Genomic DNA, 25,863 nt, shown 5'->3' on the forward strand with positions numbered 1-25,863 from the left:
TGCGCCAACCGGTCCAGGGGCAAAAGTTCTAGAAAGACGGCAAAAGCCGGTTACCCGTTCTATCGTATCGGGTAACCGGCTGTGTTGCCCAACGATGAAGCTCTTGTTCTAGCTATCGGTGGAAGGTCAGCCTTAGCGGGCTACTGAACCGTCGGTGTAATCATCGTCAGCAGTGTTCCAGGCAAAGAGCTTACGCAGTTCGCGGCCGGTGGTCTCGATGGGGTGAGCCTCGCCCTTGGCACGCAGTTCCTTGAACTCGGTGCCGCCGGCTGCCTGGTCTTCCATGAAGCGTTTGGCAAATGCACCGGTCTGAATGTCAGAGAGAACAGCCTTCATGTTCTCCTTCACCTCGGGGGTGATGACGCGGGGGCCTGAAACGTAGTCACCGTACTCAGCGGTATCTGAGATGGACCAACGCTGCTTGGCAATGCCGCCTTCAACCATGAGGTCAACGATCAGCTTGAGCTCGTGCAGTACCTCGAAGTAAGCGATTTCGGGCTGGTAACCAGCCTCAGTCAGGGTTTCAAAACCGTACTGAATCAGCTGTGAAGCACCGCCACACAGAACAGCCTGCTCGCCGAAGAGGTCAGATTCGGTTTCTTCCTTGAAGGTGGTCTCGATGACACCAGCGCGGGTAGCGCCCAGGCCCTTGGCGTAGGCCAGAGCCAGCTCGAGAGCTGAACCTGAGGCGTCCTTTTCGACGGCTACGAGGGCGGGAACGGCGCGGCCTGCTTCAAATTCGCGGCGCACGGTGTGGCCGGGGCCCTTGGGAGCAACCATTGCTACGTCTACGCCTTCAGGTGCTTCGATGTAGCCAAAGACGATGTTGAAACCGTGGGCGAAGAAAAGGGCGTCGCCTTCGTTGAGGTTGGGAGCAATGTCGTTCTTGTAAACCTCTGCCTGCACCTGGTCAGGGGTCAGAATCATGATGACATCAGCTTCGGCTGCTGCTTCTGCAACAGAGAGCACGCGCAGACCCTCTGCTTCAGCCTTTGCGCGTGACTTTGAGCCTTCTGCAAGACCAATACGGACGTCTACGCCTGAGTCGCGCAGGTTGAGCGCGTGAGCGTGGCCCTGGGAGCCGTAGCCGATGATGGCTACCGAGCGCTCTGAGATGTTGGCGAGGTCGGCGTCGTCGTTGTAGTAGATCTTTGCCATGGTGTGCGATCTCCTTGATCAGTATGGTGTTGAGCTTCTGCTCTAAAACTTGTGGGTGTGGACCCTTGTCTCTACCTTAGTCAGCAAAACCAAAAATGAGATGGATTGTCCACATATTGAACTTATGTTTCGCGGGTTGATTTACCGCAGTAAGGGCTAGCTGCGCAGGGCTTTTTCGCTCATGGAACGAGGCCCACGAGAGAGGGCAATGGTCCCTGCTCTGACGATCTCACGTACACCAAAGGGCTCAAGCACCTCAAGAAGTGCATTGATTTTATTGGCTGAGCCAGTGGCCTCTATGATGACTGACTCGGTGGAGACGTCAACGATTTTGGCGCGGAAGAGATCGGCTGCCTGAGTGACCTGGATGCGGGCTGAAGCATCAGCACGAACCTTAATCAGGATGTGATCACGCTGGGCTGATTGCTCATCACTCAGTTCAACGATTTTGAGAACATGAATGAGTTTGTTGAGCTGCTTAGTCACCTGCTCTAAGAGGTGCCCATCGGCATCAACTACCAGAGTAATTCGCGAAATACCCGGCACTTCCGTGGGGCCAACAGCCAGTGAATCGATATTGAACATACGCCGGGCAAAAAGCCCCGAAACGCGCGCCAAAACACCGGGTTTATCTTCTACCAGTACAGATAGGGTGTGGCGGCTCATGCTGTCTCCTCATCATCCCAGCTGGGGGAAATATCTTTTGCAATCTGAATCTGGTCATTAGAGACGCCGGCGGGCACCATGGGCCAGACCAGGGCATCAGGGCTGACGTTGAAGTCCACGACCACAGGGCGGTCATTGATCTCAAGGGCCTGACGAATAGTTGCCTCAACATCATCATCAGATTCGCAGCGCAAACCAACACAGCCATAGGCCTCAGCTAGCTTCACGAAATCAGGGATGCGTTCGGTGCCCATCCCTGTCTTTAGGTGAGTATTTGAGTAACGGCCGTCGTAGAAGAGGTTCTGCCACTGGCGCACCATGCCCAACGATGAATTGTTTATCACAGCAACCTTGATGGGGATATTGTTTTGAGCACACGTTGCTAGCTCTTGGTTGGTCATCTGGAAGCAACCATCACCGTCGATAGCCCACACAGTCGCTTCGGGGAAAGCTACCTTCACGCCCATTGCCGCAGGAACCGAGAAGCCCATGGTGCCCAGACCAGCAGAGTTGATGAAGTGGCGGGGCTTCTCGTTCTGGATGAACTGAGCCGACCACATCTGATGCTGCCCCACGCCGGTCACGTAGTAGGCATCGGGGCCTGAGATTTCACTTAGTTTTTCAATGACATACTCGGGTGAGCCCAGGCCATCTTCGGTCTTGGTGTACCCCAAGGGGAAGGTCTCTTTGAAACGATTGACCAGTGCCCACCAGTTGCTGAGGTCAGGCAACGCAGCGGCAAACTCCTCGGTGATGATGCTGGTTAGTTCGGGGAGAACGTAGCGCAAGTCGCCCACGATGGGCACATCAGCAATCCGGATTTTTGAGATTTCTGCAGGGTCAACGTCCACGTGGATAACCTTGGCACCCGGGGCAAATTCATCGACGACGCCAGTGACACGGTCATCGAAACGAGCACCCAGCGCGATCAGCAGATCAGACTTCTGCATAGCGGTGACAGCCGGTACAGTGCCGTGCATGCCGGGCATTCCCAGATTCTGCGGGTCGGAGTCAGGGAAGGCACCTCTTGCGGTCAGAGTAGTCACCACAGGAGCGTTGATGAGACGAGCAAGTTTCATGAGCTCTTCAGAAGCATCAGCGCGGACTACACCGCCACCTACATAGAGCACCGGGCGTTGAGCCTCGGTAATGAGCTTGGCAGCCTCACGCAACTGCTTTGAGTGACCGCGGGTTACCGGGTTGTAGCCCCGCACCTCGGTGGTGGGTGGCCAGGAGAAGTCCATCATGCCCTGCTGGGCATCCTTAGTGATATCCACCAGTACCGGCCCGGGGCGACCAGTTGCTGCGATACGGAAAGCAGTGGCAAGGCAACGCGGGATTTCTTGGGGGTCACGCACCATAAAAGAGTGCTTGGTAATGGGCATGGTCATACCCACGATGTCGGCCTCCTGGAAAGCGTCGGTGCCGATAACTTTGCTGGAGACCTGACCTGTAATGCAGACGATGGGCACTGAATCCATATTGGCATCGGCAATAGCAGTCAGAAGATTGGTGGCGCCTGGGCCGGAGGTAGCGATAGCCACACCAACCTTGCCACTGGCAACCGCGTAGCCCTCAGCGGCATGCCCTGCACCCTGCTCGTGACGTACCAGAATATGGTTCAGTTGCTCGGAGTCAAAAAGAGGGTCGTAGGTTGGAAGAATTGCTCCACCGGGCAAACCAAAGATATCGGTGACACCGAGCTCTTCAAGTGAACGCACAATAGCCTGTGAGCCCGTCATTCGCTGGCTGGACGGCTGAGCCGTCTCGGTCTTGGCAGATCGAGACGAAAAAGTCTTAGCGATGGCTGCCGGGTTAATGGGATTTCCCGCTGTCATTGGTCATCCTCGTAAAGTAGGTCAGACTGTGGTGTGATGTTGAGGCGAATGGGGTTATTCTCTAGGGTCATAGGTTTAATCCTGGATGTGGTTTTACCTATGAAAAAACCCTCCGCTGTGGTGGGGCGAAGGGCATAGACGCTGTCAGAACACAAACAAACCTTATGCCTCGTACCCAAGAAGGGAACGCACCACAAGAATTCGAATCTGTGACTGCTGGCGTGTTGTCATACATCATATACTCACGATTTATGCCCACCAGGTCAAACTGGTTCTATATTATGAACTTTTATGTCGCTGATATGACGCTAGGGCAATGCGACTAGGAATAAGACTGGTTTCTTTAGGTGCACACCACCACCCTGGCGCGTCACGGTATGTCATCTGTACGTAATGGTTCTAGGTGGGTTGCTTTCATATACTTCGTCCGTAGACTGGTGCCTATGAACACCCCAGAGCTCAGCAGCACCGAGATCGGCAAGGCCCTGCACCGGGTCTTTGACACCCAAATCTTCAATTATGGTGCCTACAATCTCGTCTTTGCTTCAGGCTCATCGGTATACGCAAATAGCGACGTGGCGGCCCAGCAGCAGCCCAACCAAAACTATTTTTTGGTGGGATACAGGGACACCCCCCGTGAAGCGATTATCGCCCCCCTCGCCCTTCCTGCCATTGAAGCTACAGGGGTGCCTACTTCTGTTGATAACACCAATGCGATGCGCACCTTTATTGTAGAGGGCTGCACTTACGGCATTGAGCTCACTAACGGGACCAGTTTTACCCTAACCTTCGAGCCTCTCATGCCAGTCGAAAGTCACCATGGGTCAGGTGTTCTGGACCAGCAGCTTGATATCGAAGACTTCAAGCGGGTCATTATCGACGCCTGGCAAATTTAGACTGCTGGCTCAGACCGCCTAAGTATAAGTAGCGGATACACGTTCTCTGGGAAAACAGAAAAGCCCTGACCGATTGGTCAGGGCTTTTCTACAATGGTGCGCCCCCTCGGACTCGAACCGAGAACCCATTGATTAAGAGTCAATTGCTCTGCCAATTGAGCTAGAGGCGCTAACTTGTCTTGCTTGTTGGCAACGAATAAATACTATACGCATATCGTGGCGCACATGCAAATCATTAAACATACTGTGATGACATACACAGCAATGGGTGAGGGCTAGCGCTCACCCTGGCTGCGGTAGTGAGCAATCATCTCGGGAGTAATGACGTCCATAACAGCAGTATTAATGCGTTTAACTTCAGCCGCCCCCTGACCCAGGTTTACCTCACCCGAATCAGCTGCATCATAGGAGCTACCCAAAGCACCCTGGTGGGGAGTAGAACCCTTGAGGACTTCGCCACCGCCCTGCTCTGTCAGACCTTCAATAATGTTAATCAACATGCCTCGAAATTCAGGCCTAGAGAGTTCACCTACGGATGCAAGTTTGCGGTCAATGTTTTCGGCTTCAGAAAGAACGCGCCGCCCCTCGTCGGTGATACCAAGAAGATAGCTGCGCCGGTCAATGGTATTTCGCGTTCTAAAAATGTGACCGTGGCTCTCGAGACGAGCAAGGGTCTTACCCATTGTTTGAGCTTGGACTCCCACTAATGATGCAACTTTAACCTGAGAAATCATTCCTTCTCGGGCAATAACACCTAGGGCTGTCACGCCGGCATGGGTCAAACCCAGCGACTTTAGCTGATCGTTCCAGCTGTACTCGAGCATGCGCGCGGCAGTTGATAATAGTCTATTGATAGACCAATTGTTAATTTCAGGCATGTTGTTATTATAAGCACGTTTACCACATCAACGCATAATAATTCTCACCAGCCATTTGCCCCCCCTTCATTTTTCCAATTTTAGTTGTCCCTATTATTTAGTCACGCCACACCTACGCATATTAGAATGGGTGGTGACTTATCTTCACCGTCCACCCCAATATTGACCTATTCAACTTTAATCAAAAGGAGAGAAAAAAGGCATGTCACGCTTAGAAATTGGATCCCCGGCCCCTGCATTTACGCTACCTGCCGCTGGCGGAAACTCAGTGTCACTGAGCGATTATTTAGGGCGCAAAGTTATTGTTTATTTTTACCCCAAAGCATCAACTCCCGGGTGCACTACACAGGTCTGCGATTTTAGAGACAGCTTAGAGTCCCTATCAGCCCACGGCTATAGCGTGCTGGGGGTTTCTCCAGACTCAGCAGAAGCCCTTGAAAAATTTATCGGCACCCAGAACCTGACCTTTCCCCTGCTGTCCGATGAAGACCACGCTGTTGCAGAGCGCTATGGGGCATGGGGAGAGAAAAAGAATTACGGCAAGACCTACACAGGTCTGATTCGCTCAACCATCGTGGTCAATGAAGACGGCATGGTAGAGGTGGCTCAGTACAGTGTGCGCGCTAAAGGGCACGTCGCTAAACTACGCCGAGATTTAGGGATTGACGCCTAAGCTCCAGCATTTTGCAGTGAGCCTGGAGGTGCTGTAGCATTATTCCTGTTGTGCTTACAGCACCGCTTGCGCGAGTGGTGAAATTGGCAGACACGCAGGATTTAGGTTCCTGTGCCTTACGGCGTGAGGGTTCAAGTCCCTCCTCGCGCACTCTCAAAGCCCAGGTTATCTGGGCTTTTTGTGTATCAAAGACCAGATCGCAAGTTGCTACCAAGGGCGGTTTTTATGGCTTCGAATAGAATGAGTCGGCGTCGTTTTGTGCAGATTTCGACTGCTCTCACTGCGGGCTTTGCCCTATCTGCATGTTCTACTAGCAACTCCGGTGACAGCACAAATCCAGAGGCCTCCCCCACGAGGCAAGAGAGAGTCTTCAGGTTTGCCCAGGCGGCACCGTGCCTCACACTAGACCCGGCACGTACTCAACGCCTTGAGAGCGTCCGCATTACTGCCCAAATTCTGGATCCCTTAGTCAGAGCTGACCCCAACACGGGTGAGCCAGTCAGCGGACTGGCGCAGGACTGGACGATCAGTGATGATGGTTTGGTCTACGCTTTTGAGCTTAATCCCCAGGCCACTTTCAGCGATGGGTCTGCAATGACAACCCAAGCCCTTGCCTCGAACCTAGAACGCTGGGAGACGCTGGGGCAGCAACCACTCACGCGCCTCACCCAGCCCTACCACCAACTTTTTGGGTCGGTAGACTCAGAGCATCAACCGCCCCTCGTCACCTCCTGGGAAATTCAGGGCAACCAGAGTCTTCGAATGACCCTTTCCCGCCCCTCCCTCTCCTTCCTTAAGGCGCTCACCCAACCGGCCTTAGGCATTGCTCTTCCAGCACACATTGGTAAAGACGGTTATTTCACAGAGGACCCCATAGGCACTGGCGCTTTCACACTCGATCAGCGGAGCGAAGAAAGCCTACGCCTTGTAACCAACCCCCATTATGTCGGCCCCGAGCCAGGAATTGACGTGCTGGAGTTCCTCTCTATCCCCGACGCCGAAAAGCGCTACTATTCGCTGCTTCAGGGAAACGTGGACGCCTTTGATCAGATAGGGCTCAAAGATTATGTACCGCTAGCACTCGATGGGTACGCAGTTCAAACCCGTGACCCCTATGCGGTGGCTTATGTGAGCATTAACCTTTCTCACCCAGCCTTTGCAGATGCCCTCACACGCCAAGCACTCGCCCACGCGATTGACCGAAGCAAAATTGCTGCAGACTACTACCCGCAAGGCACCTCAACAGCCTATGACTTTCTGCCCGCCCTTTTTCAGACTCGACACGAAAAAGCTCGTGAGCACTACAGTTACGACCCAGCTACAGCCGCGTCCCTCCTCAAGGATTCAACCTACGAGGGTGAGCCCATCGACTTTTATTACCCCGTTCAGGTTTCGCTGGCAGCTCTGCCCGCCCCCGAGGCAATCTACTCTGTCATCTCAGCTAACTTAGTAGCAGCCGGCTTCAATATCGTGCCTAAGCCCTACAGATGGGATGCACCCGATTCTGAGGACATCCCAGCTCACCACCCCGACTACGGGCTTGAGCTCACAGGCTTCCTGGGCACCTTCAGAGACCCCTCTGCCTTCCTGGGTAAGGTTCTAGCTCCAGCTTCGACTGCACCGGACTCACTCACGGTGCCCCCAGCGTCCAGTCCAGCTAGCTCCCCCTCAGCAAGCCCGAGCCCAGAAATGCCTGCCGCTGAGACAACAAGTTACGCTGAAATAATAGAAGCCCTGCGGGCAGCGGACGTCATTGAGGACGTTGAGGCGCGCAGGTCAGCCTACCGCGACATCAATGCCACATTAGCTCTTTTACTCCCAGCTATCCCCCTCACCTACCCCGTCTCAGGGGTAACCCAAGGGCCCCGCGTGCGAACCTACGGTGTCGAAGCCACTGGTCTAGACGGTTTCAACAGGATAGAGATGCGCGAAGGTCAGTAACTTAAGAGCGCACAACCTGCCTTTGTTATGAGCGAGGTGTAATGTGTACTACGCTAAACAGTGAACCAGGGGCAGCCGGTGCTGCCCGCTCAGCGTGGTGTCCAGCGTCGGTCACCACTTTCTAGTGACGGAGTGTCAAAGTGGCAAGCGAAGTTAAAACTGACGTCGTGCTCGTCGGTGGCGGTATCATGAGCGCCACCCTCGGTGTTTTCCTCAAAGAAGTTGAACCCACATGGGACATCACTCTGCTGGAACGTCTGGACGCGGTAGGCCAGGAATCCTCCAACCCGTGGAACAATGCTGGTACCGGCCACTCAGCACTCTGCGAACTCAATTACGCCCCCCTTGGTGCTGATGGCACCGTTAATCCCACTAAGGCTATTGCTATCAACGAGCAGTTTCAAATAAGCCGCCAGCTCTGGGCTTCGCTCGTTGAAGAGGGGAAGATCAAAGACTCCTCCTTCATCAACCCTGTGCCACACATGTCACTGGTTTTTGGTGATGCCCACGTAAATTACCTGGGTAAGCGTTTTGAGGCATTTCAGGACCAGAAGCTCTTTGAGCGTATGAAGTTCTCAACCAACCTTGAACAAATTCGTGAGTGGGCTCCTCTTTCGGTCAATGGGCGCGATATTCATCAGAAGATTGCAGCAACCTGGTCCCCCGAAGGCACCGATGTTGATTTCGGTAACCTCACCACCCAGATGACTAACTACCTGGTCAGCAAGGGTGTAACGGTCAAGTACGGCCAGCAGGTCACGGATGTAACGAAAGAATCAGATGGAACCTGGACGGTAAAGGTTAAGGACCGTCTCAACCGTGATCACGGTTCAACGATTCGAGCAAAGTTCGTGTTCCTGGGTGCCGGTGGTGGCGCCCTGAGCCTCCTGCAGAAATCAGGAATTAAAGAAGGTAAGGGCTTTGGCGGTTTCCCCGTCTCCGGTCTTTTCTTCCGCAACACCAACGAGCAGACCGCCCTTCAGCATAATGCCAAAGTTTACGGACAGGCTTCGGTAGGCGCACCTCCCATGTCAGTGCCCCACCTCGATACACGCTATGTCAATGGCAAGCGTTCGCTGCTCTTTGGCCCTTACGCTGGCTTCAAAACCAACTTCCTGAAGCAGGGCAGCCTCCTTGACCTACCACTCTCACTGCGCCCTGATAACGTATACCCCATGATTCGTGCCGGCCTAGCCAATATGGATCTCACCAAATATCTCATTGGTGAACTACTGAAAAACCGCGAAAAGCATGTGCTCTCCCTGCGCGAGTATTACCCCGAAGCTGTAGCCGATGAATGGGAACTCATCACCGCAGGTCAGCGTGTTCAGGTCATCAAAAAGGACAAGAAGGCTGGAGGCGTTCTACAGTTCGGAACCGAGCTCATTACCTCAGGGGATGGCTCCATCGCTGCTCTGCTGGGTGCCTCCCCCGGTGCGTCCACCGCTGCGCCCATCATGCTCAAGCTGATGCAACAGTGCTTCCCCACCCAGTTTGATGGTTGGGCACCCCGTATCAAGGAGCTAGTACCCGGTTTTGGTGTGCAGCTCAACGATAACCACGATCTAGCTGACGAGCTATTTGCTCACACCGCTAAGGTCCTGGGAATCAATAACTAACCCTTTGGGTAACTGCCGCGGCCGTCATGCGACGGTCGCGGTATTTTTTGCCCATAATCCTTGGTCCAGCACACAGGAACCTGCAAAGTGAAGCGGCCCCTTGTGCTGATAGGATGTCTACTGAGTAATTCCCCTGCACCCTGAAGGAACACACGATGTCTCTCGAAGAACAGACCATCAGCCGAGCCGCCACTAAGGGCGAGCATCGGCAAACCCCCAAGCCTGCCAAATTGACAGACGTCAGCGGTAAAAACTGGAAGTACATTTTCAAGCGCTCTTTCAGCGAGTTCATGAATGATGGGTGCACCGATCTCGCTGCAGCTCTCACCTACTTCACCGTGCTGTCCATCTTCCCCGGTCTGCTTGCCGTTGTTTCTCTGCTGGGTGTTTTTGGTCAGGGACAGCAGACCACCGATGCAATTCTCAATTTTCTTCAGGACTACGCTCCGGCAGATATGCTGGCCGTCATTGAACAGCCCATCACTCAGCTCACCTCGTCATCTGCAGCGGGTATCGCTCTGATTACCGGTATCGTGGGTGCACTGTGGACTGCCTCAGGTTTTGTGGGTGCTTTTGGGCGCGCTATGAACAAGATCTACGGTGTACTCGAAGGGCGCCCCATCTGGAAGCTTCGCCCCTTCAACCTGCTGGTGACCTTTGTTCTAGTGCTCATGGTAGTAGCCATGATGCTGGTTTTGCTCTCAAGCGAAGACGTCCTCAACACCATCCAGGACGCTGTTCCAGCTATCGAACTGGGCGGCTTCATCGGTATCTGGATGTGGTTGCGCTACCCCGTAATGCTGGTGATCGCTGTGGTACTTATCAGCCTGCTCTACTACGCTACCCCCAACGTTAAGCAGCCTAAGATTCGCTTCCTCACCCCCGGTGCAGCCATTGCGCTGGTCACCATGGGCCTGGCTGGTTTGGGTTTCAGCTTCTACGTCTCCAACTTCGGTTCCTACAACGCGACCTACGGTCTCATTGGTGGCGTCATCGTCATGCTTCTCTTCATCTGGATCATGAATAATGTGCTCCTGTTGGGCGCTCAGATCGACGCAGAGATTCAGCGCACCCGTGAGCTGCAGGCTGGCATTAAGGCCGAAGATGGGATTAAGCTGCCCCCTCGCGATGATACCCAGGCTATTAAAATTCAGCAGAAGAAGGACGACCTAGTTGAAGAGGGCCGCAAGATTAGGCTCTCCCATAACACGGTTGATTTTCAGCAGATGGCTGAGCAGAAGCAGGATGGTTCCAAGAAGTAGGCTGCGGTGACAACCCTAGCTTTTACACCTTTGGTGGGTGGACGCTCAGCGAAAGCTCCCGTGCTTCTAGTGCATGGTTTCGCGTCCACCCCTTACCATAACTGGGTTTCTACCGGGTGGGTGAGAACGCTTGAAGCTACTGGCTACCCCCTACATTTGGTGACGCTCCCCTACCATCGTTTGCAGGCGGTCGAAGAAGAAAACCTCCGACCAACAACCTTGCTTGACATCTCGTGGGGCGATCACCAGGACGCAGTGGCGGAGCTGTCAGAAAGCCTCAAAACCTATATCGAAGGTTTGGGGCAACCCGCGCACCTTATCGGCTTTTCGATAGGTGCGCGGGTTCTTTGGGATTTAGCAGCAACTTTCCCTCATCTAGCACTGACGCTAAACCTGGGAGCTATGCCGGTCAATAGCAGGCTTGATCAGGTGCATTCATCGCTGCTTGGCGAGACAGATATGCCAGAAGGCTTTGATAGCGTCCTCCCTTTTTCTCCCCTGGCCATAGAAAATCTTGTCTCATTTACCTCAGCACGTTTTCCCGCAGTGGCCCCAGAGATCATTCCTCAGTGCCCGGTCTTCATGTACGAGGGGAGTAAAGACGGTCTTGCTCATTCCCGCTCAGCCTTTGATTTGCTTCCCACGCACCAGGCAACCTGGCTTGAAGTAGCCGGACGGGACCACATCAACGTCCTCACCAGTGGGCAGGTCAGAAAACAAACCGTACGTTTCTTGAACGAGCACTGATGACGCGCTGCCGGTCAGACCAAGAATCCGCGGTGATGGTAACAGCGAGCCAGCCTCATCATATGGGATTCACGCACGCTCTTAGCCAAACTGGGGGTACTAGAAGTAGCGATGCGGTGTGGTCTTAGGTAGCGTTAGAGAATAAAGCCGGGAACACCGGTCAACACAGATAAGAACACGTCACCCCAATGCGTCTCAAGGAGCACTATGCAGACCGTTAAGGCCCTGGTGTCACTGGCCAAAAATGAGCCAGCCACCGTCACCACCATCAATGTGCCTGACCCCATCAAGGGAGAAGCCCTGGTCAAGGTGCTGTCCTGCGGGGTCTGCCAGACCGACCACCACTACGTTGAAGGTGGCGTTGGCGACAACTACCCCTACCTCCTGGGTCACGAATCAACCGGCATCGTTGAGGCCGTAGGCGAAGGCGTCACCAATGTAGCCCCCGGCGACCTTGTCATTCTTAACTGGCGTGCCGTATGCGGGGAATGCCGCGCCTGCGCCAAGGGTCAGCCGCAGTTCTGCTTCGCTACCCACAACGCTACCCAGAAGATGACTCTTGAAGATGGCACCGAACTTGAGCCTGCTCTGGGTATCGGCTCCTTTGCTGAGAAGACCCTGGTCGCTGCGGGTCAGTGCACCAAGATTAATGCTGAACTTACAGAGGAGCAGTATGCAGCTGTTGGGCTGCTGGGCTGCGGTGTGACCGCAGGCCTGGGTGCCGTGCTCAACACCGGTGCAGTCGCCCGCGGTGAGTCCGTTGCTGTGATCGGTTGCGGCGGCGTCGGTACTGCCGCTGTTGCCGGAGCTAAGTTGGGCGGGGCAACCACCATCATCGCTGTTGATATTGACGAAGCGAAACTGGCTCGCGCCAGGGAGCACGGCGCCACCCACACCGTGAACTCACAGCAGGAGGACGCGGTTGAAGCTATCCGTGAGCTCACCGGTGGCTTCGGTGCTGACCTTGTCATTGATGCAGTGGGTGTGCCGGCAACCTTCGAACAGGCTTTCTATGCCCGTGATCTCGCCGGCCGTTTAGTGCTGGTCGGTGTCCCTGCCCCCGGCGCCACCTGGACCATTCCCCTAGATGAGGTCTTTGGACGCGGTGGATCAATCAAGAGTGCTTGGTACGGTGATACCCTTCCCTCCCGTGACTTCCCCATGTTCGTTGACCACTACCTCGCCGGCAACCTAGATCTGGACGGCTTCGTCTCTGAACGAATCAGCCTGGAGCAGGTCAATGAAGCCTTCGAGACCATGAAGACCGGCCGAGTGCTACGCTCGGTGGTTGAATTCAAGTAGGAGCACTACTGTGACTGAACGTATCGAACGCGTTGTGACCTCGGGTACTTTCTCGCTGGACGGCGGCACCTGGGACGTTGATAACAACGTGTGGATTCTGGGGAATGACTCCTCAGTGATTATCATTGACCCCGCCCACGACGTTGATAAAATCGCGGCTAAGGTCGCGGGCCGAACGGTCGAGAAAATTCTGCTGACCCACGCCCATGATGATCATATTGGCTCAGCCAAAGAGGCATCCGACCGCTTTGGTGCACCCGTTTACCTTAACCCAGCGGACCGGGAGCTGTGGGCCATGGTGTACCCCTCCTGGGGTTTCGATGAAGAGCTGGAAGACGGTATGACTCTGGTCCTTGGAGATACCGAGCTCACCGTACTAGCGACCCCGGGGCACTCCCCCGGCTCGGTATGTTTCTACGCTCCCACCCTGAGCTGGGATAACAGTGAGGGCGTAGTTTTTTCAGGTGATACTCTCTTCAACGGTGGGCCCGGCGCAACCGGTCGCTCCTTCTCGAGTTTCGAGACCATCATTGAGTCGATCCGGCACAAGCTACTGACCCTACCGGAATCCACTGCGGTGCTAACAGGCCACGGTGATTCCACCGGCATTGGTCTGGAAGCACCCAATCTGGAGGCATGGATCGCTCGAGGACATTAGACTCTGCCTTCCATAACCCAACGCTGTGGCCCGGTCATCTTCTTAGGTGACCGGGCCACAGTTGAAGCAGCAGGCGATAACGGAGCACGAGCGGCTTTAGTCTTGCGGCAGGGGCGCTAAACGCTCCTCGTACATTCTGCGCCAGAGGAAGCCGTAGAGGTGCCCCAGTATAAAGAAGAAGACAGCGGCAATGAGGGGAACCAAAAGAGCGACCTGGTGGTTGTAGGACTCGCTCAGGTCGGCGGCCCACACAAAGCCCACGGCGATTCCGCCCAGGGAACATGCCTGCATGGTGCTCAGTGCTAAGTCCAGGTTGCTGCGGGCCGCTAAAGAAGTGAGCGCTGAATCCACTACTACCAGGCAAATACCGTAGGACAATCCCACCAGCACCAAGGCCAGCATCAGCCATTCGAGGGATGAGGGCAAGGAAAGAAGCAGGGTAGCTCCAGTCAGCCCCAAACCGCTGAGTAGCCAGGCTATCCACGTAAAGGCGGGTAGCCGTTCAAAGATGATGAAAAGAGCGCTGGCTACAGCGAAGAGACCCAGCAGGGCAATCAGGAAGCCGGTCACGCTTATCTGGTCGGTGGATAGAGCAAAAGCTACGATTGCTGCCTGGGTAGACCCCAGCACCGTGCCCAGACAAATCATGCCAGTTTGCGGAAGCCAGAGCAGGGAGCGGTTGCCACCGCGCAGAGGCTTGGGTTTACCTTCCACCATGTCTCGACGATCGATGGGCAGACTCCCTGGCCTCCAAAGAATCATGAGCAGCCCCAGAACATCGATAATAAGCACAGAAAAGAGGGTTGCCTGGGCATTAAAAACAAGGGTAGAAAGACCGGCAATCACGGCGCCCGCTGGTAGGGCAATGACGTCCAGCATGGTTTCAAGGGAGATGGAGACGTTAAGTTTACGTCTGTCCTTAGTTTTGAGGTACTCAGCACTCCAGTAGGTGCGCATGACGGTACCCAGCGGGACCGTGGTAATGCCGGTGAGGGCCGCTGCTAGCAAAAAACGGGAGATACTGCCACTCGTTCCCTCAGCAAAGCTCAAACTTTCCAGCAACAACCAGACCAGCGCCAAAATATTGAGCACGGTGACGGCGAAGAAGATTTTGTGTTGCCCCCAGCGGTCTGAAAGCTGCCGGTAGACCGGAATCATGAAAGCCGCGCTGATGCCAACAGTTCCGGCGGCGTAGCCCCCCAGCGTGGCTTCATTATTCTGGGAGGCCAGCATCATCATCACCGCCAGCATTACCATAGATGCCGGCAGTCTCATCAGCAGGGAGAAGATAAAGAAACGCCAGCCGTGCGTGAGCAGGATATTTTGCATACGTGTTTGGGCGTAGCGGGAGGAGACCCGCATACGGGTGCCCAGTTCGCTCACGGCCTGACGCGGGGTTCTAGGTTTTTCTGGCAACTTATTGCGGGTACGCAGAGAAGCGAAACCGCTCAGGGGCGAGCTGATGCGCTTATTCTTAATGCGGTACGGGCTCATAAGGCTCCCGTCTCAGGTTTGAGGGATGATCCGGTGGGTGAGGTAGTCAGTTGCACCTGACGGGTAATCCGGTTTTTCATTTCGGCCACGTGCGAGATAAGCCCAATGACTCTACCACCTTCGCGGAGACTATCGAGGGTCGTCATGACCTCTTCAAGGGTTTCCTCGTCCAGCGATCCAAACCCCTCGTCCACAAAAAGTGTATCAATTTCGATCCCACCGTTGGTGCGCTGAACTACATCTGCCAGCCCCAATGCCAGGCAGAGGGAGGCCATAAAGGTTTCACCGCCTGAGAGAGTCGATGGGTGGCGGGTAGCACCGTGCCAGGCATCGCGCACAGTGAGCCCCAGCCCTGATTTGCTGCCGCGCCCCTCAGCGTCATCGGTGTGCTCAAGGGTGTACCGGCCGTGCGTCATCTGTTCAAGATGTTCCGAAGCGGCCTGAGCTACCTCTTCTAGCTGGGCCGCTAGCACATAGGTGGTCAGCGTCATGCGCAGGGCGTTATCCGAGCTCTTGGCTGCCGTTGCCGTTCCCGCCAGACTGCGAGCGCGGTGGGCTAGCGCCAACAGTTCCTGGTTGTGGCTGAGGCTGGCGGTAAGTTCTCTGGTGAGGCTTGTGAACTCTTGGTGGGCAGCACTGAGGCGCGCTCCTGTACGGAGGTAGGTATCGCGCGCTTGCTCTCGGTTCTGGCGCAACTGGATGATTTCCTGCAGATCCTGAGGCGAGGGGGGTTCTTCACCCCGCTGGACGCGAGCAGCGATGCCGGTCATGGCCTCACTGGTCAGAAGCCCATCAAGGGTAAATCTTTTTTGCTGGTGGGTTTGGACCAGCGCGGTGAGATCTCTTTCCCGTTCGCTCGGCAGGTGGGCTTCCACAGCTTCAGCACCGCTAGAGAAACCGCTGTTCTGTACTACCTGGGTTAGTTCTTCTTCAGCCCTGATGTGAGCTTTTTTTAGTCTTTGAGTCTCTTGTTGGATACTGAGAGCAGAAACCAGGCTTTGTGCTACCTGACTCAAAGCTGTAGCACGCTGCGTGAACCCGGTTGTTTGTCGGTGCGCTTCAAGCTCGGCCTCATCTTTTTCAATCCGTTCGGCCAGACTGTTCAACAGGGTGCGGTGGTGGGCCACATCTCTCGCACAGGAATTCTCTTCTACCTTTAGTCGCTCGTGATCCGCTTCAGCTGCAGCACGCTCTTGTGCGAGGTCGCTTCTACGTTGCATATTTCTCTGTTTCTCGGTAAGAGACTCTTGAGCCTGCTGAAGCTGGATGAGAGCAGAACTTAGGTCGCTGGCACCGGCAGCAATCAGCTCAGCCACGCTAGTCTCGGCTGAGGTAAGTTCCAGGAGGGCCGCTTGAGCCTTTGCCTCAGCTTGGTCTCGGGCAGCTAATGCATCCTTCACCTCTTCAGCTGAGATAGCCGGGACTTCCTCTGTGAAAGTAGCTGGGGCAGGGTGTTCTCGTGACCCGCAAACAGCGCAGGGGTGGCCGGGTTCAAGATTGCTAGCCAGCGTTTGAGCGGCACGGTCAAAGCGTTGCTGTTGAAGGTTTTCAGCTCTAATACCTGCGGCCCGGCGAGCCTCATTGGTGGTCTTGGCCGCAGCTTCAGCAGCCGCGACCCGGCTTCTGCTCTGCTCTAGCTTTCGGGCAAGAATTACAGCAGTTTCAGCGGCATCACGCTGAACTTGAGCCGCAGTCAGCTGGGCCCCGGCGTCGTCTAGGGCTGTGAAACGAGCACTGAGTTCCGCGAGTTCGCGTTCCTGCTTTGTTACCGCAGTGTGGGCTGCATCCAGAGCTTTTTGCAGCCCCTCGGTTTTCGTCTCCGCCTGCTTCCGTTCTTGCACCAGAGAGGTGAGCTGGCGGTCACTGCGAGCAAAATCGTTGAGATTCTCGATCTGGCGGGTGAGCTCAGCAACCTGCTCCTCGATCTGACCGTAGTCATCAAGATTTTGCACATCGGTAAGGAGCCTATACTCCGGGGCAGCTGCCTCTATCCCAGCAAGGGCGCTCTCAGTAGCAGTTCCCAGGCGATCGGTCACTGCTTCAAGGCGCCCTTGGGCATCCTTCACGGCCGCAGCGGCACGCGCCTGGGCGGTCGTCATGGGCAGGACGGCGGCGGCCCGCCCATGCAGCGCAAGGCTGGCTTCAGCTTGGGTTACCTGTTCGCGTTTGCTATCCAGGTCTTCCTCCTGGGCCTGTAGGTCACGGTACTGTCCCCAGTGCCGTTGTAGCTCCCCCAGTGAAGCTTCTTGCTGGCGCAGCTCAGTGATTTCAGCCGCCGCGGTATCGGTAAGGTCAGTAGCAGCCCGGTTGAGTTCAGCGACATCCCCACCTAGCTGCTGAGTACGGCTCAGTGCTCCTTCCGGCGCAAGCTCTTGCCAGTCTGGTGATAGGGGCTGTTCGCCTGTAGACGTGGTTTCAGGCAGATCAGCTCCGGCCTCTCCTAGTAGGAGCTGCCGGGCGGCAGGTATATCGGCAGCCTTTTCTGCCCGTTGGGCGCGCTCTATCAGCGAGCGCAGCGCCGCTTCAGCTTCTGCTGCTTTCGCTTCGGCACCCCTAGCCTTGTCTTCTAAAATCTGTTGGATGCGCTCAAATTCTCGGGTGGAGAAGAGCTTTTTGAGCAGTTCCTCGCGGTCTGCTGATTTAGCAACCAAGAACTGCTGGAACTTACCCTGCGGCAGCAGCATCACCTGGTTAAACTGCTGGGCAGTTAGCCCAATGACCGAGTACATGAAGTCCCCGGCGTCCTTGTGCCGGGTGACGCTGGCGTCCTCTTCCCAGTTGCCCGCTTTTGCGTCAAAAACTTCAATGGTGACGCTGGCCTGCTCGCGGGTGAGCCCGCTCCCGCGCTTTTTGGGGCGCAGATACTCAGGGCTTCTGAAGATACGATAGCGTTTACCCGCCACCGAGCATTCAAGTTTGACCCAGGGTTGCATCTCAGGCTCGGCGAAACGGGATTTAAGGTCGGTTCGGCCCGATGAAGTACTGCCGTAGAGGGCATAGCAGATGGCGTCCAGAATGGAGGACTTACCCGAGCCGGTAGGGCCGTTGAGCAGAAAGATACCGGCTTCGTTGAGCTCATCAAAGTCTAGGGTAATGGTGCCGGGGAAAGGGCCGTAAGCGTTGATGTCTAAGCTGTGGATTCTCATTCGGAGGCTCCTGCCAGTCGCGCCAATTCGGTAACCTCGGTCAGATAGGCGGTCTCTTTATCGTCTAGAGGGCGGCCCCGCACATGCTGATAGAAAGACTGACAGACATCAAGGGTGCTCCGTGCCTCGCGGGCGCGGCGGTAGCTATGTTGCTCGGTGTTCTGGGCGCCCTGCGGTTCAAAGAAAAGTTCAAGCACGTGGTCAAAGTATTCTTTCAGCTGCTCTAGAGCTCGTGCCGGGCGCACCGCATCAGTGAGGGTAATGCTGACGAAGGCAGAGCGGTAGGCTTCATAGGAACCGCCGGTAATGTCTTCAAAAGTGCCCCGCAATTTTTTGACCGTGAGGCGGGTGTGCCAAGTGTGTTCCTGCACGCTGAGCCTACCCTGATCGTCGATATCAATGATCCAGGCACCCTTGCGGTGGTTCTGCTCGCTGAAGGAATAGGGCAGGGGGGAGCCAGAGTAACGCACGGTATCGGTGACCCGCTGGCGCCCGTGCAGGTGCCCCAGTGCGGTGTAGTCTGCCGCCTCAAAAAGGGTGGCCGGCACAGAGAGAGCCCCTCCCACAGAAATATCTCGTTCGGAATCTGAGGGGTCAGCCCCGCTGGCAAAACAGTGAGCCAGCACCACCGTGGCCAGAGGTTTCACTTCTGCTGTGTTCTCAGTCACCCGACGCATGGCTTCGGTGAGCACAGAGGTGTGGTTGATGTCGGTGCCCCAGTGAGTGGCGAGTGGGCGTGGCTCGAGGTAGGGAATGCCGTAGAAAGCAACCTCTCCCCCGGACGTCGGGAGCAGGACAGGCTGGCCCACCTGAGTTTGGGAGGTCACCAGGTGCACTCCGCTATGAGCTAACAGATCTGAAGCAAAACCCAGCCGAACCGCCGAATCGTGGTTGCCGCTGATGGCAATAACCTGTGCCCCTGCGTCCACCAGGGAGCTGAGGGTCTTGCTGAAGAGGCGAACGGTTTCGATGCGGGGCTGCGCCTGATCGTAGACGTCCCCACTAATCAGTACCACATCTACCGCTTCAGCGCTCACCAGCTGCACCATTTCATCGAGCAGGTCAGCCATGGTGTCATGCAAAGAGACGCCGTGAAAGGTGCGGCCCAAGTGCCAGTCAGAGGTGTGCAAAATACGCATAAGACCAGTCTAGTGGGAGCCGCGCCAGCTCTGCTCTACACTGGTGCCTATGACCTCTGCCTTCCCCGCGCCCTCCGCTACCTCGCCCGCCTACCGTGCTGCCCTGCGCGGCGCCCTCTTCGGAGGTGCGATCGGGGATGCCCTGGGCTACCCCGTTGAAATGCTCAGCCGCACCGAGATGTTAGAGCGGTACGAGGTCAAGAACTCTTTAGAGCTTCTCGACACACTTGCCGCCCAGCCCCTGCTGATTTCCGATGATACCCAGCTAACCCTCTATACCCTTGATGGGCTGAGCGAAGTATTGGAATGGAATAACGACGGTCAGGCAGCCGATGAGCTCGCCTGCATTTGGCTTGCCTACCTGCGCTGGTACCGGACCACCGGTAACCCCTACCCCGCTACCGCTCCTTTCGCTCTCACCCGCCCTCTGGATGCCCAGCCCAGCATGAGCGTCGCCCGAGGCCCCGGCAAAGCCACCCTAGCGGCACTGGCAGCCGGTGAAATGCAGTTCATCTCTAAGAACATCAACCCCCATGCTCTGGGTACCGGGGCTCTCATGAGGTCGGCGCCCTTTGGTTTTCTGCCCGTGGCAGATGATGCCACCGTCATCAAGCTATCTGCCCACTCAGCGGCTCTCACACACGGCCACCCCGACGCTATTCTGAGCGCCAGCGCCTACGCTCTGCTGGTGCGTTACCTCCTAGGTTCCCACGAAGCTATCGACCTCCATTTGCCGGCTCGGCAAGCCCTAGAAGCTGTTGTGCAGTGGCTGGGCACGGTGGAGCAAAGTCAGGCTCTACCCGGGGATGCGGCTCTGACCATAGCGGCCTTACAGACAGCGCTGAGCTCGGTGGACGCCGGTATGCCCCTTGAGCGCGCAGCAGAGAGTTTTGGGGACCTCTGGTTAGCCCCCGGCTGTTTAGGTTTTGCCGTCTACCTGCTGCTAACTGCAGAACGGGAAATAGCCGATGGTGATAGCGGGCCGGCAGTTGCTACACGGAAAGCCTTGGCGCAGGCAGTAAGCTGTGACGGTGACTCGGATTCAATTGCCGCTCTGACCGGCGCCCTGCTGGGTGCCCTCTATACCGAGGATGTCTACGAGGCTCAGCTACTTGCGTCCCTTGACGCTGCCCCAGCTATCGAGCTTGTCCTTGAGAACTGGTTGAAGCAGTTAGGTGTCAGCTAACCCAGGATTTCACTGCGGTGGTCAAGGTACCATTCATCAGCGCGTTCAACAGCTAGTCGCTGAATGGCACCGCCCATGCCATTCTTCATGGTGTAGGCAAGAGATTGTAGGGGCAAAAGGCCAGCCACCGTTTGGGCGCGAGCTATCTGAGTTGCATCAAGTGCTTTTGAGAGAGATTCCCAGCCGTAGAAATTACCCAGAGAAGCGTGGTCAACGGCAGGGTCGCCCAGGGTTGCGTGGTCCCAGTCGATGACACCGACCAGCTTATCTCCGTTCCACAGAATATTGTGCCCCGCTAAATCACCGTGGACAAGTACGGGTTCAACCGGTGGTAGCTCCAGGACGCGGTCAATTGCTCTCAGCGCAACCTTTTGGGCGCCGGTAAGCAGCTGGGGCACCACGTTGGCACGCAGGTGGGTATCCCACTCTTCTAAACCTCGCCAGTGTTCGTACTGGTTATCTAGGTAGGGACCGTACCCGCGGTAGTCAATGGCGTGGATGCCTTTGAGGAGTTTGGCTAGCTGCTTGGGTGGTGCTGCCCCCTGGGAGCGGGGTTCGCCCTTAATCCAGGTGAGGCCCACCGCGGTAAAACCAGCGCGGGTAATCACGCGGGTGATGGGCCGGGGCAAGGTGAAGGGCAAATTCTGCGGTAGGCGACGTAGAATTTCGGTGCGCCGAGCTACCAGGTAGCCGGTGAGCTGTGTTTTGGCTACGCGTACGCTCAGCTGCCCACCCATGTTGACCACGATATGGGCAGAGCCCGTGGTGCGAACGTCCCAACGGTCCATCGGAATATTGAGACCAGCCTGGGTCATCACTGCGTTAATGACCGGCAGGCTGTTCATCTGTTCTAGCTGTGCAAGGTGCGCTACCATAGGGAACCTTCTCTGCTCTTGGTGTTAGTGGCCGGCTAAAGCTGCCCGGATATGAGGGACCAAAGCCGCCAGGGCTTGAGCGCGGTGACTCATAGCGTTCTTGACCTCAGGTGGCACCTGGGCGCAGGAGAGGCCATCATATTCACCGGTAAAGGCTGAGGGGGCAAGAATGGGGTCATAGCCAAAGCCGCCCTCACCGCGAGGTTGACGCAAGAGAATTCCAGCAAGTTCACCGTGTTCTATTGCCTCAAAACCGCCAGGGGCGGCCAAAGAAGCGGCGCAGACAAAGCGGGCACCGCGGTGCTCATCTTTGATATCAGCCAGCTGGGCCAGCAAAAGTTCAAGGTTGGCGGTGTCATCGCCGTGTTGACCAGCCCAGCGGGCGCTAAAAATCCCGGGGGCACCGTTGAGAACATCAACCGCCAGCCCGGAGTCATCGGCAATAGCGATTAGGCCGGTTGCTTGGGCTACGGCACGGGCTTTAAGCAGTGAATTCTCGGCAAAGGTCACGCCGTCTTCGAGGACGTCGGGGGCACCTACCGCACCTGCGTCAACCACTTCGGTGTCAACGTCCAGCCCGTCAATGGTTCCGCGCAAAATCTCGCGAAACTCCCGCAGTTTACCGGCATTATGGGTCGCTAAAACAATTTTGGCTGGCATTAGTTCTTCAAAGCCTCACGCTGGATTTCAGACAGTTCATAGGTACCTACCAGAGCCAGATCTAGCAGGGAGTTGAGCTCTTCGCGGTCGAAGGGTGCGCCTTCAGCGGTTCCCTGAACTTCAACGAATTTACCGTCACCGGTAACGACTACATTCATATCGGTCTCGGCGCGAACGTCCTCAACGTAGGGTAAATCAAGCATGGGAACACCGTCGATGATACCCACTGAGATAGCTGCCACTGAGCCCGTGAGCGGTTGAGCTTTGGCAGGAATAATGCCCTCAGACTTAGCCCAACTAATGGCATCTGCCAGTGCCACGTACGCCCCGGTAATAGCCGCGGTGCGGGTGCCACCATCTGCCTGCAGGACGTCGCAGTCCAGGACGATGGTGTTTTCGCCCAGTTCTTTGGTGTCGATGACTGCGCGCAAAGAACGACCAATAAGACGTGAAATTTCGTGGGTGCGTCCGCCAATCTTGCCTTTGACAGACTCACGGGAATTACGGGTATTAGTAGCCCTGGGGAGCATGGCGTACTCGGCAGTAACCCAGCCCTTACCCTCGCCCTTGAGCCAGCGGGGCACGCCTTCGGTGAGCGAGGCGGTGCAGAGCACGCGAGTGTTGCCAAATTCAATCAGCGCTGAGCCTTCAGCGTTCTTGGACCAGCCGCGTGTGATGGTGATGGGGCGCAGCTGGTCAACGGTGCGGCCGTCTGCTCGAACGATGGTGATTGCCGTGTTATCAGTCATGGCTTTAGCCTAGTACCTCCTGCAGATTTTTGCAGAATTAAGGGTGGCTATCTCAGGGTTTCGACCTAGCTGATGCGGTGCCGCGAGACCACTTCAAGGGTGGTGGTTTTGGGGTTGGCAGCATACTCTTCCGGGCTGCGGCGGGGGTTAACACGGTAGGTTGCAGATTCTTCGGCCACACTGACCGGGCCATCAAAAACTTCTTTAGCTTCGGCGAGCGCGGTCTCTGCGTCGTTCCACACCGGCAGGTGGGTCAGCAGTAGGTTGCGTACACCGGCTTCTCGGGCAGCTTCACCGGCACGCTTGCCGGTCAAGTGGATGCCGCGCAGGGCGTCATCGCGCCCCTCCTGGTAGGCCGCTTCGCAGAGGAAGAGGTCAGCGTCCCTAGCGGCTTCAATCAGGCCAATGCAGCTGTCGGTGTCCCCCGAGTAGGTCAGCACGGTCTTGCCCTCAGAGGTCTCGCACTCAAGACGCAGGGCGTAGGGCTCCTTGGTGGGGTGAACTACGGTGTGAGGGGTAACGGTGAAGGGCCCAATTTTTACTTCTTTGTAGTTAGACCATTCATGGAATTCAAATTCGGTGTGCATTCCGGGGTCCAGTGGTAGCCCGTGGGTGTTAACCAGGTACTGGTGGATGTCGCTGGGGCCGTAGAGCGGAATCGGTCCCTTTGACCAGCCCTTGGGGTCCCATTTAATCGCCACGTGAAGCCCCGAAAGGTCAATGCAGTGATCGGGGTGCAGGTGGGAAACCAAGATAGCGTCAATATCTTCTAGGTTAATGTGGGTCTGTAGGGTGCCCAGGGCACCGTTGCCCATATCAATGATGATGCGCCAGGTCTTGCCCAGGTCATCAATGGTCGAGACCATGTAGCAGCTAGCTGCGGCGTTGGGCCCGGGGAAGGAGCCGGTGCAACCAATAACAGTTAAACGCATAAGTCGGTCTTTCTAGTCAGCGGTGCGATCGAGGTTATGGTCGATCGATACGGTAGGAGTTGAGAGGGCCGGCGGCACGATGGACAGGGAACCGGTAGGAAAGCGCTCAGCAACCGATTCGGTATGGCTGACCCTGGCTACCTCTGGGCCCAGGAAGCGGCGGGCAAGGTGTTCGAAGGTGTCGGTTTCGCCGGTGGCAAGAAATTCGTGGGACGCCGGTAAGTCGGTGGGGCGTTCCAGCTCGGCTTTCAAGAGTGCCTTGTAGACATCCTTAGCTGATTCTTCAGACGAAGAAACCAGGGTAACCCCATCGCCCATGATGTAGGAGATAACCCCGGTCAGCAGGGGGTAGTGGGTGCAGCCCAGAACTAGGGTGTCAACCCCGGCGTCCTTCAGCGGTTGCAGGTAGGCCTCTGCGGTTTTAAGTAGTTCTGGACCGGAGGTAATGCCCCGCTCAACAAACTCAACAAAACGGGGGCAGGCTACCGAGTGAATTTCAAGGTCACTCATGACAGAAAAAGTGTCCTCGTAAGCTCGCGATGTCACGGTTGCCTCGGTGGCGATCACCCCAATTTTGCGGTTACGGGTAGCTGCTACGGCACGGCGGGCAGCCGGCTGAATCACTTCAACCACCTGAATGCCGTACTTGCGGGTGTAGCGTTCACGAGCGTCCCGCAGGACTGCGGCAGAAGCAGTATTGCAGGCGATCACTAGCAGCTTGACGCCAGAGTCAACCAGCTCATCCATGATACGTAAGGCGTGGGCTCGTACCTGGGCGATCGTCAAAGGCCCGTAGGGGCCGTGGGCGGTGTCCCCCACATAAATGACCGACTCATTGGGCAGCTGATCCATGATGGCACGTGCAACCGTTAAGCCACCCACCCCGGAATCGAACACACCGATGGGGGCACTAGCGTGAGGTTCTGCTAGCACCTGAGTTCCCCAGGGGGTTTGAAGGGTTGAAAGTGAATCGTTCATCGTGACCTGACATTAGCTAAAAATGAGAGAGAACAATAGGTTGGCGGTCTCACCCACACGCTTTTGAGTGGACTATCACGCCGAAGCCGCCTCTAACCCGTCATATAAGCGTAGATTTGTAACAAAAGGGTAAGTAGGCGGGCGAAGCCGGAAGAGTCCTACCTGCTAATCATCGAGCTGGCTAAGCATAGCTTCCATGAGGGAGTCCTGCAGCCAGGTAATGAAGTTATAGAGCAGGGCCATGTACTGGTCAGTGGTTTCCACGTCCTTCCACTCGGTCATCTGACTGATGCGAGCGGCGTCCTCTTCGGTCTTCAGTTCAAGCCGGGTAGCCAGGGTCAGGCGTACATCGTTGAGGGCGGTTGCCCAGGCACGGGCGTGCTCGGCGTCCAAGGCTAGGTCACCGCTCCGGGCGTCCATAGCAGCCATGTTGAGGTTAGCTATTTTGCCCCGGCGCAGTGAAAGCTCAGTAAAACGGCGGAACTCATCGGCGACCTCGGGGTCATCGCTAGCTACAGGGAGCATACGGGCCAGAGCAGGGTCGGTGGGAACCTGGGCGTTTTCAGAGATACCCACCAGGTCAGCCAGCGGGTCTGTTGCAGCTTCTTCATCGGGCTCGAGCGTAAAGGCGACGTCCTCAAAGAGCTGGGTGAGAACCTGCACCTCTTCAGGTGTAAAGCGGGCGGTATAGCCTCTGGGTGTTGATTTGAAGCCCTGTGCCATTAGCTTTCAGCCCTTTCAAAAGTAGCCCACAAACCCCAGGTATGCAGTGCTGAAGTGTGCCGTTCGGCTTCTTCTTTACTGCCGGTGAATACGGTGGCCTTGCCCTCGGTGTGCACTGTCATCATCAGTTTTTCTGCCTTGGCACGGTCATACCCAAAGTGCGAGCGGAACACGTAACTCACATAGCTCATCAGATTGACCGGATCATTCCACACCAGCACGTGCCAGGGCACATCGGGGGCTGTGAAGGTATCAGCATCAAGAAGCTGATTAAGATCAGGCAGGGTTTCAGTACCGGCGGTTGATAAAACCGGCTGATAGTGATTGGACATCTCGCGGAGGC

Annotated in this window: 23 protein-coding genes and 2 tRNA genes; 10 read left to right on the forward strand and 15 right to left on the reverse strand. The window is 56.1% G+C overall.

Annotated elements, in window-relative coordinates; genetic code table 11:
* Window positions 1-132: 132 nt before the first annotated feature.
* The 3 genes from ilvC to L6990_RS10095 form a co-directional block, all read right to left on the reverse strand.
* Window positions 133-1,158: a ketol-acid reductoisomerase gene (gene ilvC, locus L6990_RS10085; RefSeq protein ID WP_237203998.1), complete on the reverse strand. Its 1,026-nt coding sequence runs from the start codon at window positions 1,156-1,158 to the stop codon at window positions 133-135.
* Between the two features lie 156 nt (window positions 1,159-1,314).
* Window positions 1,315-1,824: an acetolactate synthase small subunit gene (ilvN, locus tag L6990_RS10090; RefSeq protein WP_237203999.1), complete on the reverse strand. Its 510-nt coding sequence runs from the start codon at window positions 1,822-1,824 to the stop codon at window positions 1,315-1,317.
* Window positions 1,821-3,662: an acetolactate synthase large subunit gene (locus L6990_RS10095; protein WP_237204000.1), complete on the reverse strand. Its 1,842-nt coding sequence runs from the start codon at window positions 3,660-3,662 to the stop codon at window positions 1,821-1,823. Before L6990_RS10095 ends, ilvN begins: the two co-directional genes overlap by 4 nt.
* A 443-nt stretch (window positions 3,663-4,105) precedes the next feature.
* Here L6990_RS10095 and L6990_RS10100 point away from each other — a divergent pair, with 443 nt between their 5' ends.
* Entirely contained in the window at window positions 4,106-4,558 is a 453-nt protein-coding gene (locus tag L6990_RS10100; RefSeq protein WP_237204001.1) for a hypothetical protein, read from the forward strand.
* A gap of 94 nt (window positions 4,559-4,652) precedes the next feature.
* Here the strand turns inward: L6990_RS10100 and L6990_RS10105 are convergent.
* Together L6990_RS10105 and L6990_RS10110 are read right to left on the reverse strand one after the other, a co-directional pair.
* Window positions 4,653-4,728, reverse strand: a tRNA-Lys gene (locus L6990_RS10105).
* Window positions 4,729-4,833: 105 nt separating this feature from the next.
* Window positions 4,834-5,436 carry a MarR family winged helix-turn-helix transcriptional regulator gene (locus tag L6990_RS10110; protein ID WP_237204002.1) on the reverse strand — a complete coding sequence of 201 codons (603 nt, stop codon included), beginning with the start codon at window positions 5,434-5,436 and terminating at the stop codon, window positions 4,834-4,836.
* 202 nt (window positions 5,437-5,638) lie between these two features.
* On the opposite strand from L6990_RS10110, the gene bcp reads away from it, so the two are divergent.
* From bcp to L6990_RS10150, 8 genes are all read left to right on the forward strand, one after another.
* On the forward strand, window positions 5,639-6,109 hold the full coding sequence (bcp, locus tag L6990_RS10115) for a thioredoxin-dependent thiol peroxidase (RefSeq protein WP_237204003.1): 471 nt from the start codon (window positions 5,639-5,641) through the stop codon (window positions 6,107-6,109).
* Window positions 6,110-6,177: 68 nt separating this feature from the next.
* Window positions 6,178-6,259 (forward strand) — tRNA-Leu (locus tag L6990_RS10120).
* Between the two features lie 75 nt (window positions 6,260-6,334).
* On the forward strand, window positions 6,335-8,050 hold the full coding sequence (locus tag L6990_RS10125) for an ABC transporter substrate-binding protein (RefSeq protein ID WP_237204004.1): 1,716 nt from the start codon (window positions 6,335-6,337) through the stop codon (window positions 8,048-8,050).
* A gap of 140 nt (window positions 8,051-8,190) precedes the next feature.
* A complete protein-coding gene (locus L6990_RS10130) occupies window positions 8,191-9,669 on the forward strand; it encodes a malate:quinone oxidoreductase (RefSeq protein ID WP_272879283.1) in 1,479 nt (492 codons plus the stop codon).
* A 155-nt stretch (window positions 9,670-9,824) separates the two neighbouring features.
* The gene (locus L6990_RS10135; RefSeq protein ID WP_237204005.1) at window positions 9,825-10,931 is read left to right on the forward strand and encodes a YihY/virulence factor BrkB family protein; all 1,107 of its coding nucleotides are present in this window, start codon (window positions 9,825-9,827) and stop codon (window positions 10,929-10,931) included.
* A gap of 6 nt (window positions 10,932-10,937) precedes the next feature.
* A complete protein-coding gene (locus L6990_RS10140) occupies window positions 10,938-11,678 on the forward strand; it encodes an alpha/beta fold hydrolase (RefSeq protein WP_237204006.1) in 741 nt (246 codons plus the stop codon).
* A gap of 207 nt (window positions 11,679-11,885) precedes the next feature.
* A complete protein-coding gene (locus tag L6990_RS10145) occupies window positions 11,886-12,980 on the forward strand; it encodes an S-(hydroxymethyl)mycothiol dehydrogenase (RefSeq protein WP_237204007.1) in 1,095 nt (364 codons plus the stop codon).
* Window positions 12,981-12,990: 10 nt separating this feature from the next.
* Window positions 12,991-13,638 (forward strand): MBL fold metallo-hydrolase, encoded by a 648-nt coding sequence (locus L6990_RS10150; protein ID WP_237204008.1) that lies wholly within the window; start codon window positions 12,991-12,993, stop codon window positions 13,636-13,638.
* Window positions 13,639-13,734: 96 nt separating this feature from the next.
* On the opposite strand, the gene L6990_RS10155 is transcribed toward L6990_RS10150, so the two are convergent.
* From L6990_RS10155 to L6990_RS10165, 3 genes are read right to left on the reverse strand one after another with little or no spacing between them, the layout of a single operon-like run.
* Window positions 13,735-15,132 (reverse strand): hypothetical protein, encoded by a 1,398-nt coding sequence (locus L6990_RS10155; RefSeq protein ID WP_237204009.1) that lies wholly within the window; start codon window positions 15,130-15,132, stop codon window positions 13,735-13,737.
* Entirely contained in the window at window positions 15,129-18,278 is a 3,150-nt protein-coding gene (locus L6990_RS10160; RefSeq protein WP_237204010.1) for an AAA family ATPase, read from the reverse strand. The genes L6990_RS10155 and L6990_RS10160 overlap by 4 nt, the downstream gene beginning before the upstream one ends.
* Entirely contained in the window at window positions 18,275-19,417 is a 1,143-nt protein-coding gene (locus L6990_RS10165; protein WP_237204011.1) for an exonuclease SbcCD subunit D, read from the reverse strand. The genes L6990_RS10160 and L6990_RS10165 overlap by 4 nt, the downstream gene beginning before the upstream one ends.
* A gap of 49 nt (window positions 19,418-19,466) precedes the next feature.
* Between L6990_RS10165 and L6990_RS10170 the strand changes: the two genes are divergently transcribed.
* Window positions 19,467-20,603: an ADP-ribosylglycohydrolase family protein gene (locus tag L6990_RS10170; RefSeq protein ID WP_237204012.1), complete on the forward strand. Its 1,137-nt coding sequence runs from the start codon at window positions 19,467-19,469 to the stop codon at window positions 20,601-20,603.
* On the opposite strand, the gene L6990_RS10175 is transcribed toward L6990_RS10170, so the two are convergent.
* From L6990_RS10175 to clpS, 7 genes are all read right to left on the reverse strand, one after another.
* Window positions 20,600-21,478, reverse strand: a complete 879-nt coding sequence (locus L6990_RS10175; protein ID WP_237204013.1) for a phosphotransferase — start codon at window positions 21,476-21,478, stop codon at window positions 20,600-20,602. The two genes, L6990_RS10170 and L6990_RS10175, sit on opposite strands and share 4 nt — an antisense overlap.
* A 24-nt stretch (window positions 21,479-21,502) precedes the next feature.
* The gene (locus L6990_RS10180) at window positions 21,503-22,138 is read right to left on the reverse strand and encodes a non-canonical purine NTP pyrophosphatase (protein WP_237204014.1); all 636 of its coding nucleotides are present in this window, start codon (window positions 22,136-22,138) and stop codon (window positions 21,503-21,505) included.
* Window positions 22,138-22,887, reverse strand: coding sequence for a ribonuclease PH (gene rph, locus L6990_RS10185; RefSeq protein ID WP_237204015.1), 750 nt, complete (start codon window positions 22,885-22,887; stop codon window positions 22,138-22,140). The genes L6990_RS10180 and rph overlap by 1 nt, the downstream gene beginning before the upstream one ends.
* A 65-nt stretch (window positions 22,888-22,952) precedes the next feature.
* Complete coding sequence (locus L6990_RS10190) at window positions 22,953-23,819, reverse strand: MBL fold metallo-hydrolase (RefSeq protein WP_237204016.1); 867 nt, start codon at window positions 23,817-23,819, stop codon at window positions 22,953-22,955.
* A 12-nt stretch (window positions 23,820-23,831) separates the two neighbouring features.
* Window positions 23,832-24,797, reverse strand: coding sequence for a glutamate racemase (gene murI, locus L6990_RS10195; RefSeq protein WP_237204017.1), 966 nt, complete (start codon window positions 24,795-24,797; stop codon window positions 23,832-23,834).
* A gap of 165 nt (window positions 24,798-24,962) precedes the next feature.
* The gene (locus L6990_RS10200) at window positions 24,963-25,520 is read right to left on the reverse strand and encodes a DUF2017 domain-containing protein (protein ID WP_237204018.1); all 558 of its coding nucleotides are present in this window, start codon (window positions 25,518-25,520) and stop codon (window positions 24,963-24,965) included.
* Complete coding sequence (clpS, locus tag L6990_RS10205; RefSeq protein WP_237204019.1) at window positions 25,520-25,852, reverse strand: ATP-dependent Clp protease adapter ClpS; 333 nt, start codon at window positions 25,850-25,852, stop codon at window positions 25,520-25,522. The genes L6990_RS10200 and clpS overlap by 1 nt, the downstream gene beginning before the upstream one ends.
* Window positions 25,853-25,863: the final 11 nt, after the last annotated feature.

Origin of the sequence: Rothia endophytica, assembly GCF_928381505.1 — a bacterium.
Classification (GTDB): Bacteria; Actinomycetota; Actinomycetes; order Actinomycetales; family Micrococcaceae; genus Rothia; species Rothia endophytica_A.

Bases quoted from the DNA above. Each gene is read 5' to 3' on its own strand.
- rph (WP_237204015.1), bottom strand. From the start codon at position 22,887: ATGACTGATAACACGGCAATCACCATCGTTCGAGCAGACGGCCGCACC.
- L6990_RS10125 (WP_237204004.1), top strand. From the start codon at position 6,335: ATGGCTTCGAATAGAATGAGTCGGCGTCGTTTTGTGCAGATTTCGACT.
- L6990_RS10155 (WP_237204009.1), bottom strand. From the start codon at position 15,132: ATGAGCCCGTACCGCATTAAGAATAAGCGCATCAGCTCGCCCCTGAGC.
- L6990_RS10165 (WP_237204011.1), bottom strand. From the start codon at position 19,417: ATGCGTATTTTGCACACCTCTGACTGGCACTTGGGCCGCACCTTTCAC.
- L6990_RS10100 (WP_237204001.1), top strand. From the start codon at position 4,106: ATGAACACCCCAGAGCTCAGCAGCACCGAGATCGGCAAGGCCCTGCAC.
- clpS (WP_237204019.1), bottom strand. From the start codon at position 25,852: ATGTCCAATCACTATCAGCCGGTTTTATCAACCGCCGGTACTGAAACC.
- L6990_RS10145 (WP_237204007.1), top strand. From the start codon at position 11,886: ATGCAGACCGTTAAGGCCCTGGTGTCACTGGCCAAAAATGAGCCAGCC.
- bcp (WP_237204003.1), top strand. From the start codon at position 5,639: ATGTCACGCTTAGAAATTGGATCCCCGGCCCCTGCATTTACGCTACCT.
- ilvN (WP_237203999.1), bottom strand. From the start codon at position 1,824: ATGAGCCGCCACACCCTATCTGTACTGGTAGAAGATAAACCCGGTGTT.
- murI (WP_237204017.1), bottom strand. From the start codon at position 24,797: ATGAACGATTCACTTTCAACCCTTCAAACCCCCTGGGGAACTCAGGTG.
- L6990_RS10190 (WP_237204016.1), bottom strand. From the start codon at position 23,819: ATGCGTTTAACTGTTATTGGTTGCACCGGCTCCTTCCCCGGGCCCAAC.
- L6990_RS10110 (WP_237204002.1), bottom strand. From the start codon at position 5,436: ATGCCTGAAATTAACAATTGGTCTATCAATAGACTATTATCAACTGCC.
- L6990_RS10180 (WP_237204014.1), bottom strand. From the start codon at position 22,138: ATGCCAGCCAAAATTGTTTTAGCGACCCATAATGCCGGTAAACTGCGG.
- L6990_RS10160 (WP_237204010.1), bottom strand. From the start codon at position 18,278: ATGAGAATCCACAGCTTAGACATCAACGCTTACGGCCCTTTCCCCGGC.
- L6990_RS10170 (WP_237204012.1), top strand. From the start codon at position 19,467: ATGACCTCTGCCTTCCCCGCGCCCTCCGCTACCTCGCCCGCCTACCGT.
- ilvC (WP_237203998.1), bottom strand. From the start codon at position 1,158: ATGGCAAAGATCTACTACAACGACGACGCCGACCTCGCCAACATCTCA.
- L6990_RS10135 (WP_237204005.1), top strand. From the start codon at position 9,825: ATGTCTCTCGAAGAACAGACCATCAGCCGAGCCGCCACTAAGGGCGAG.
- L6990_RS10095 (WP_237204000.1), bottom strand. From the start codon at position 3,662: ATGACAGCGGGAAATCCCATTAACCCGGCAGCCATCGCTAAGACTTTT.
- L6990_RS10175 (WP_237204013.1), bottom strand. From the start codon at position 21,478: ATGGTAGCGCACCTTGCACAGCTAGAACAGATGAACAGCCTGCCGGTC.
- L6990_RS10200 (WP_237204018.1), bottom strand. From the start codon at position 25,520: ATGGCACAGGGCTTCAAATCAACACCCAGAGGCTATACCGCCCGCTTT.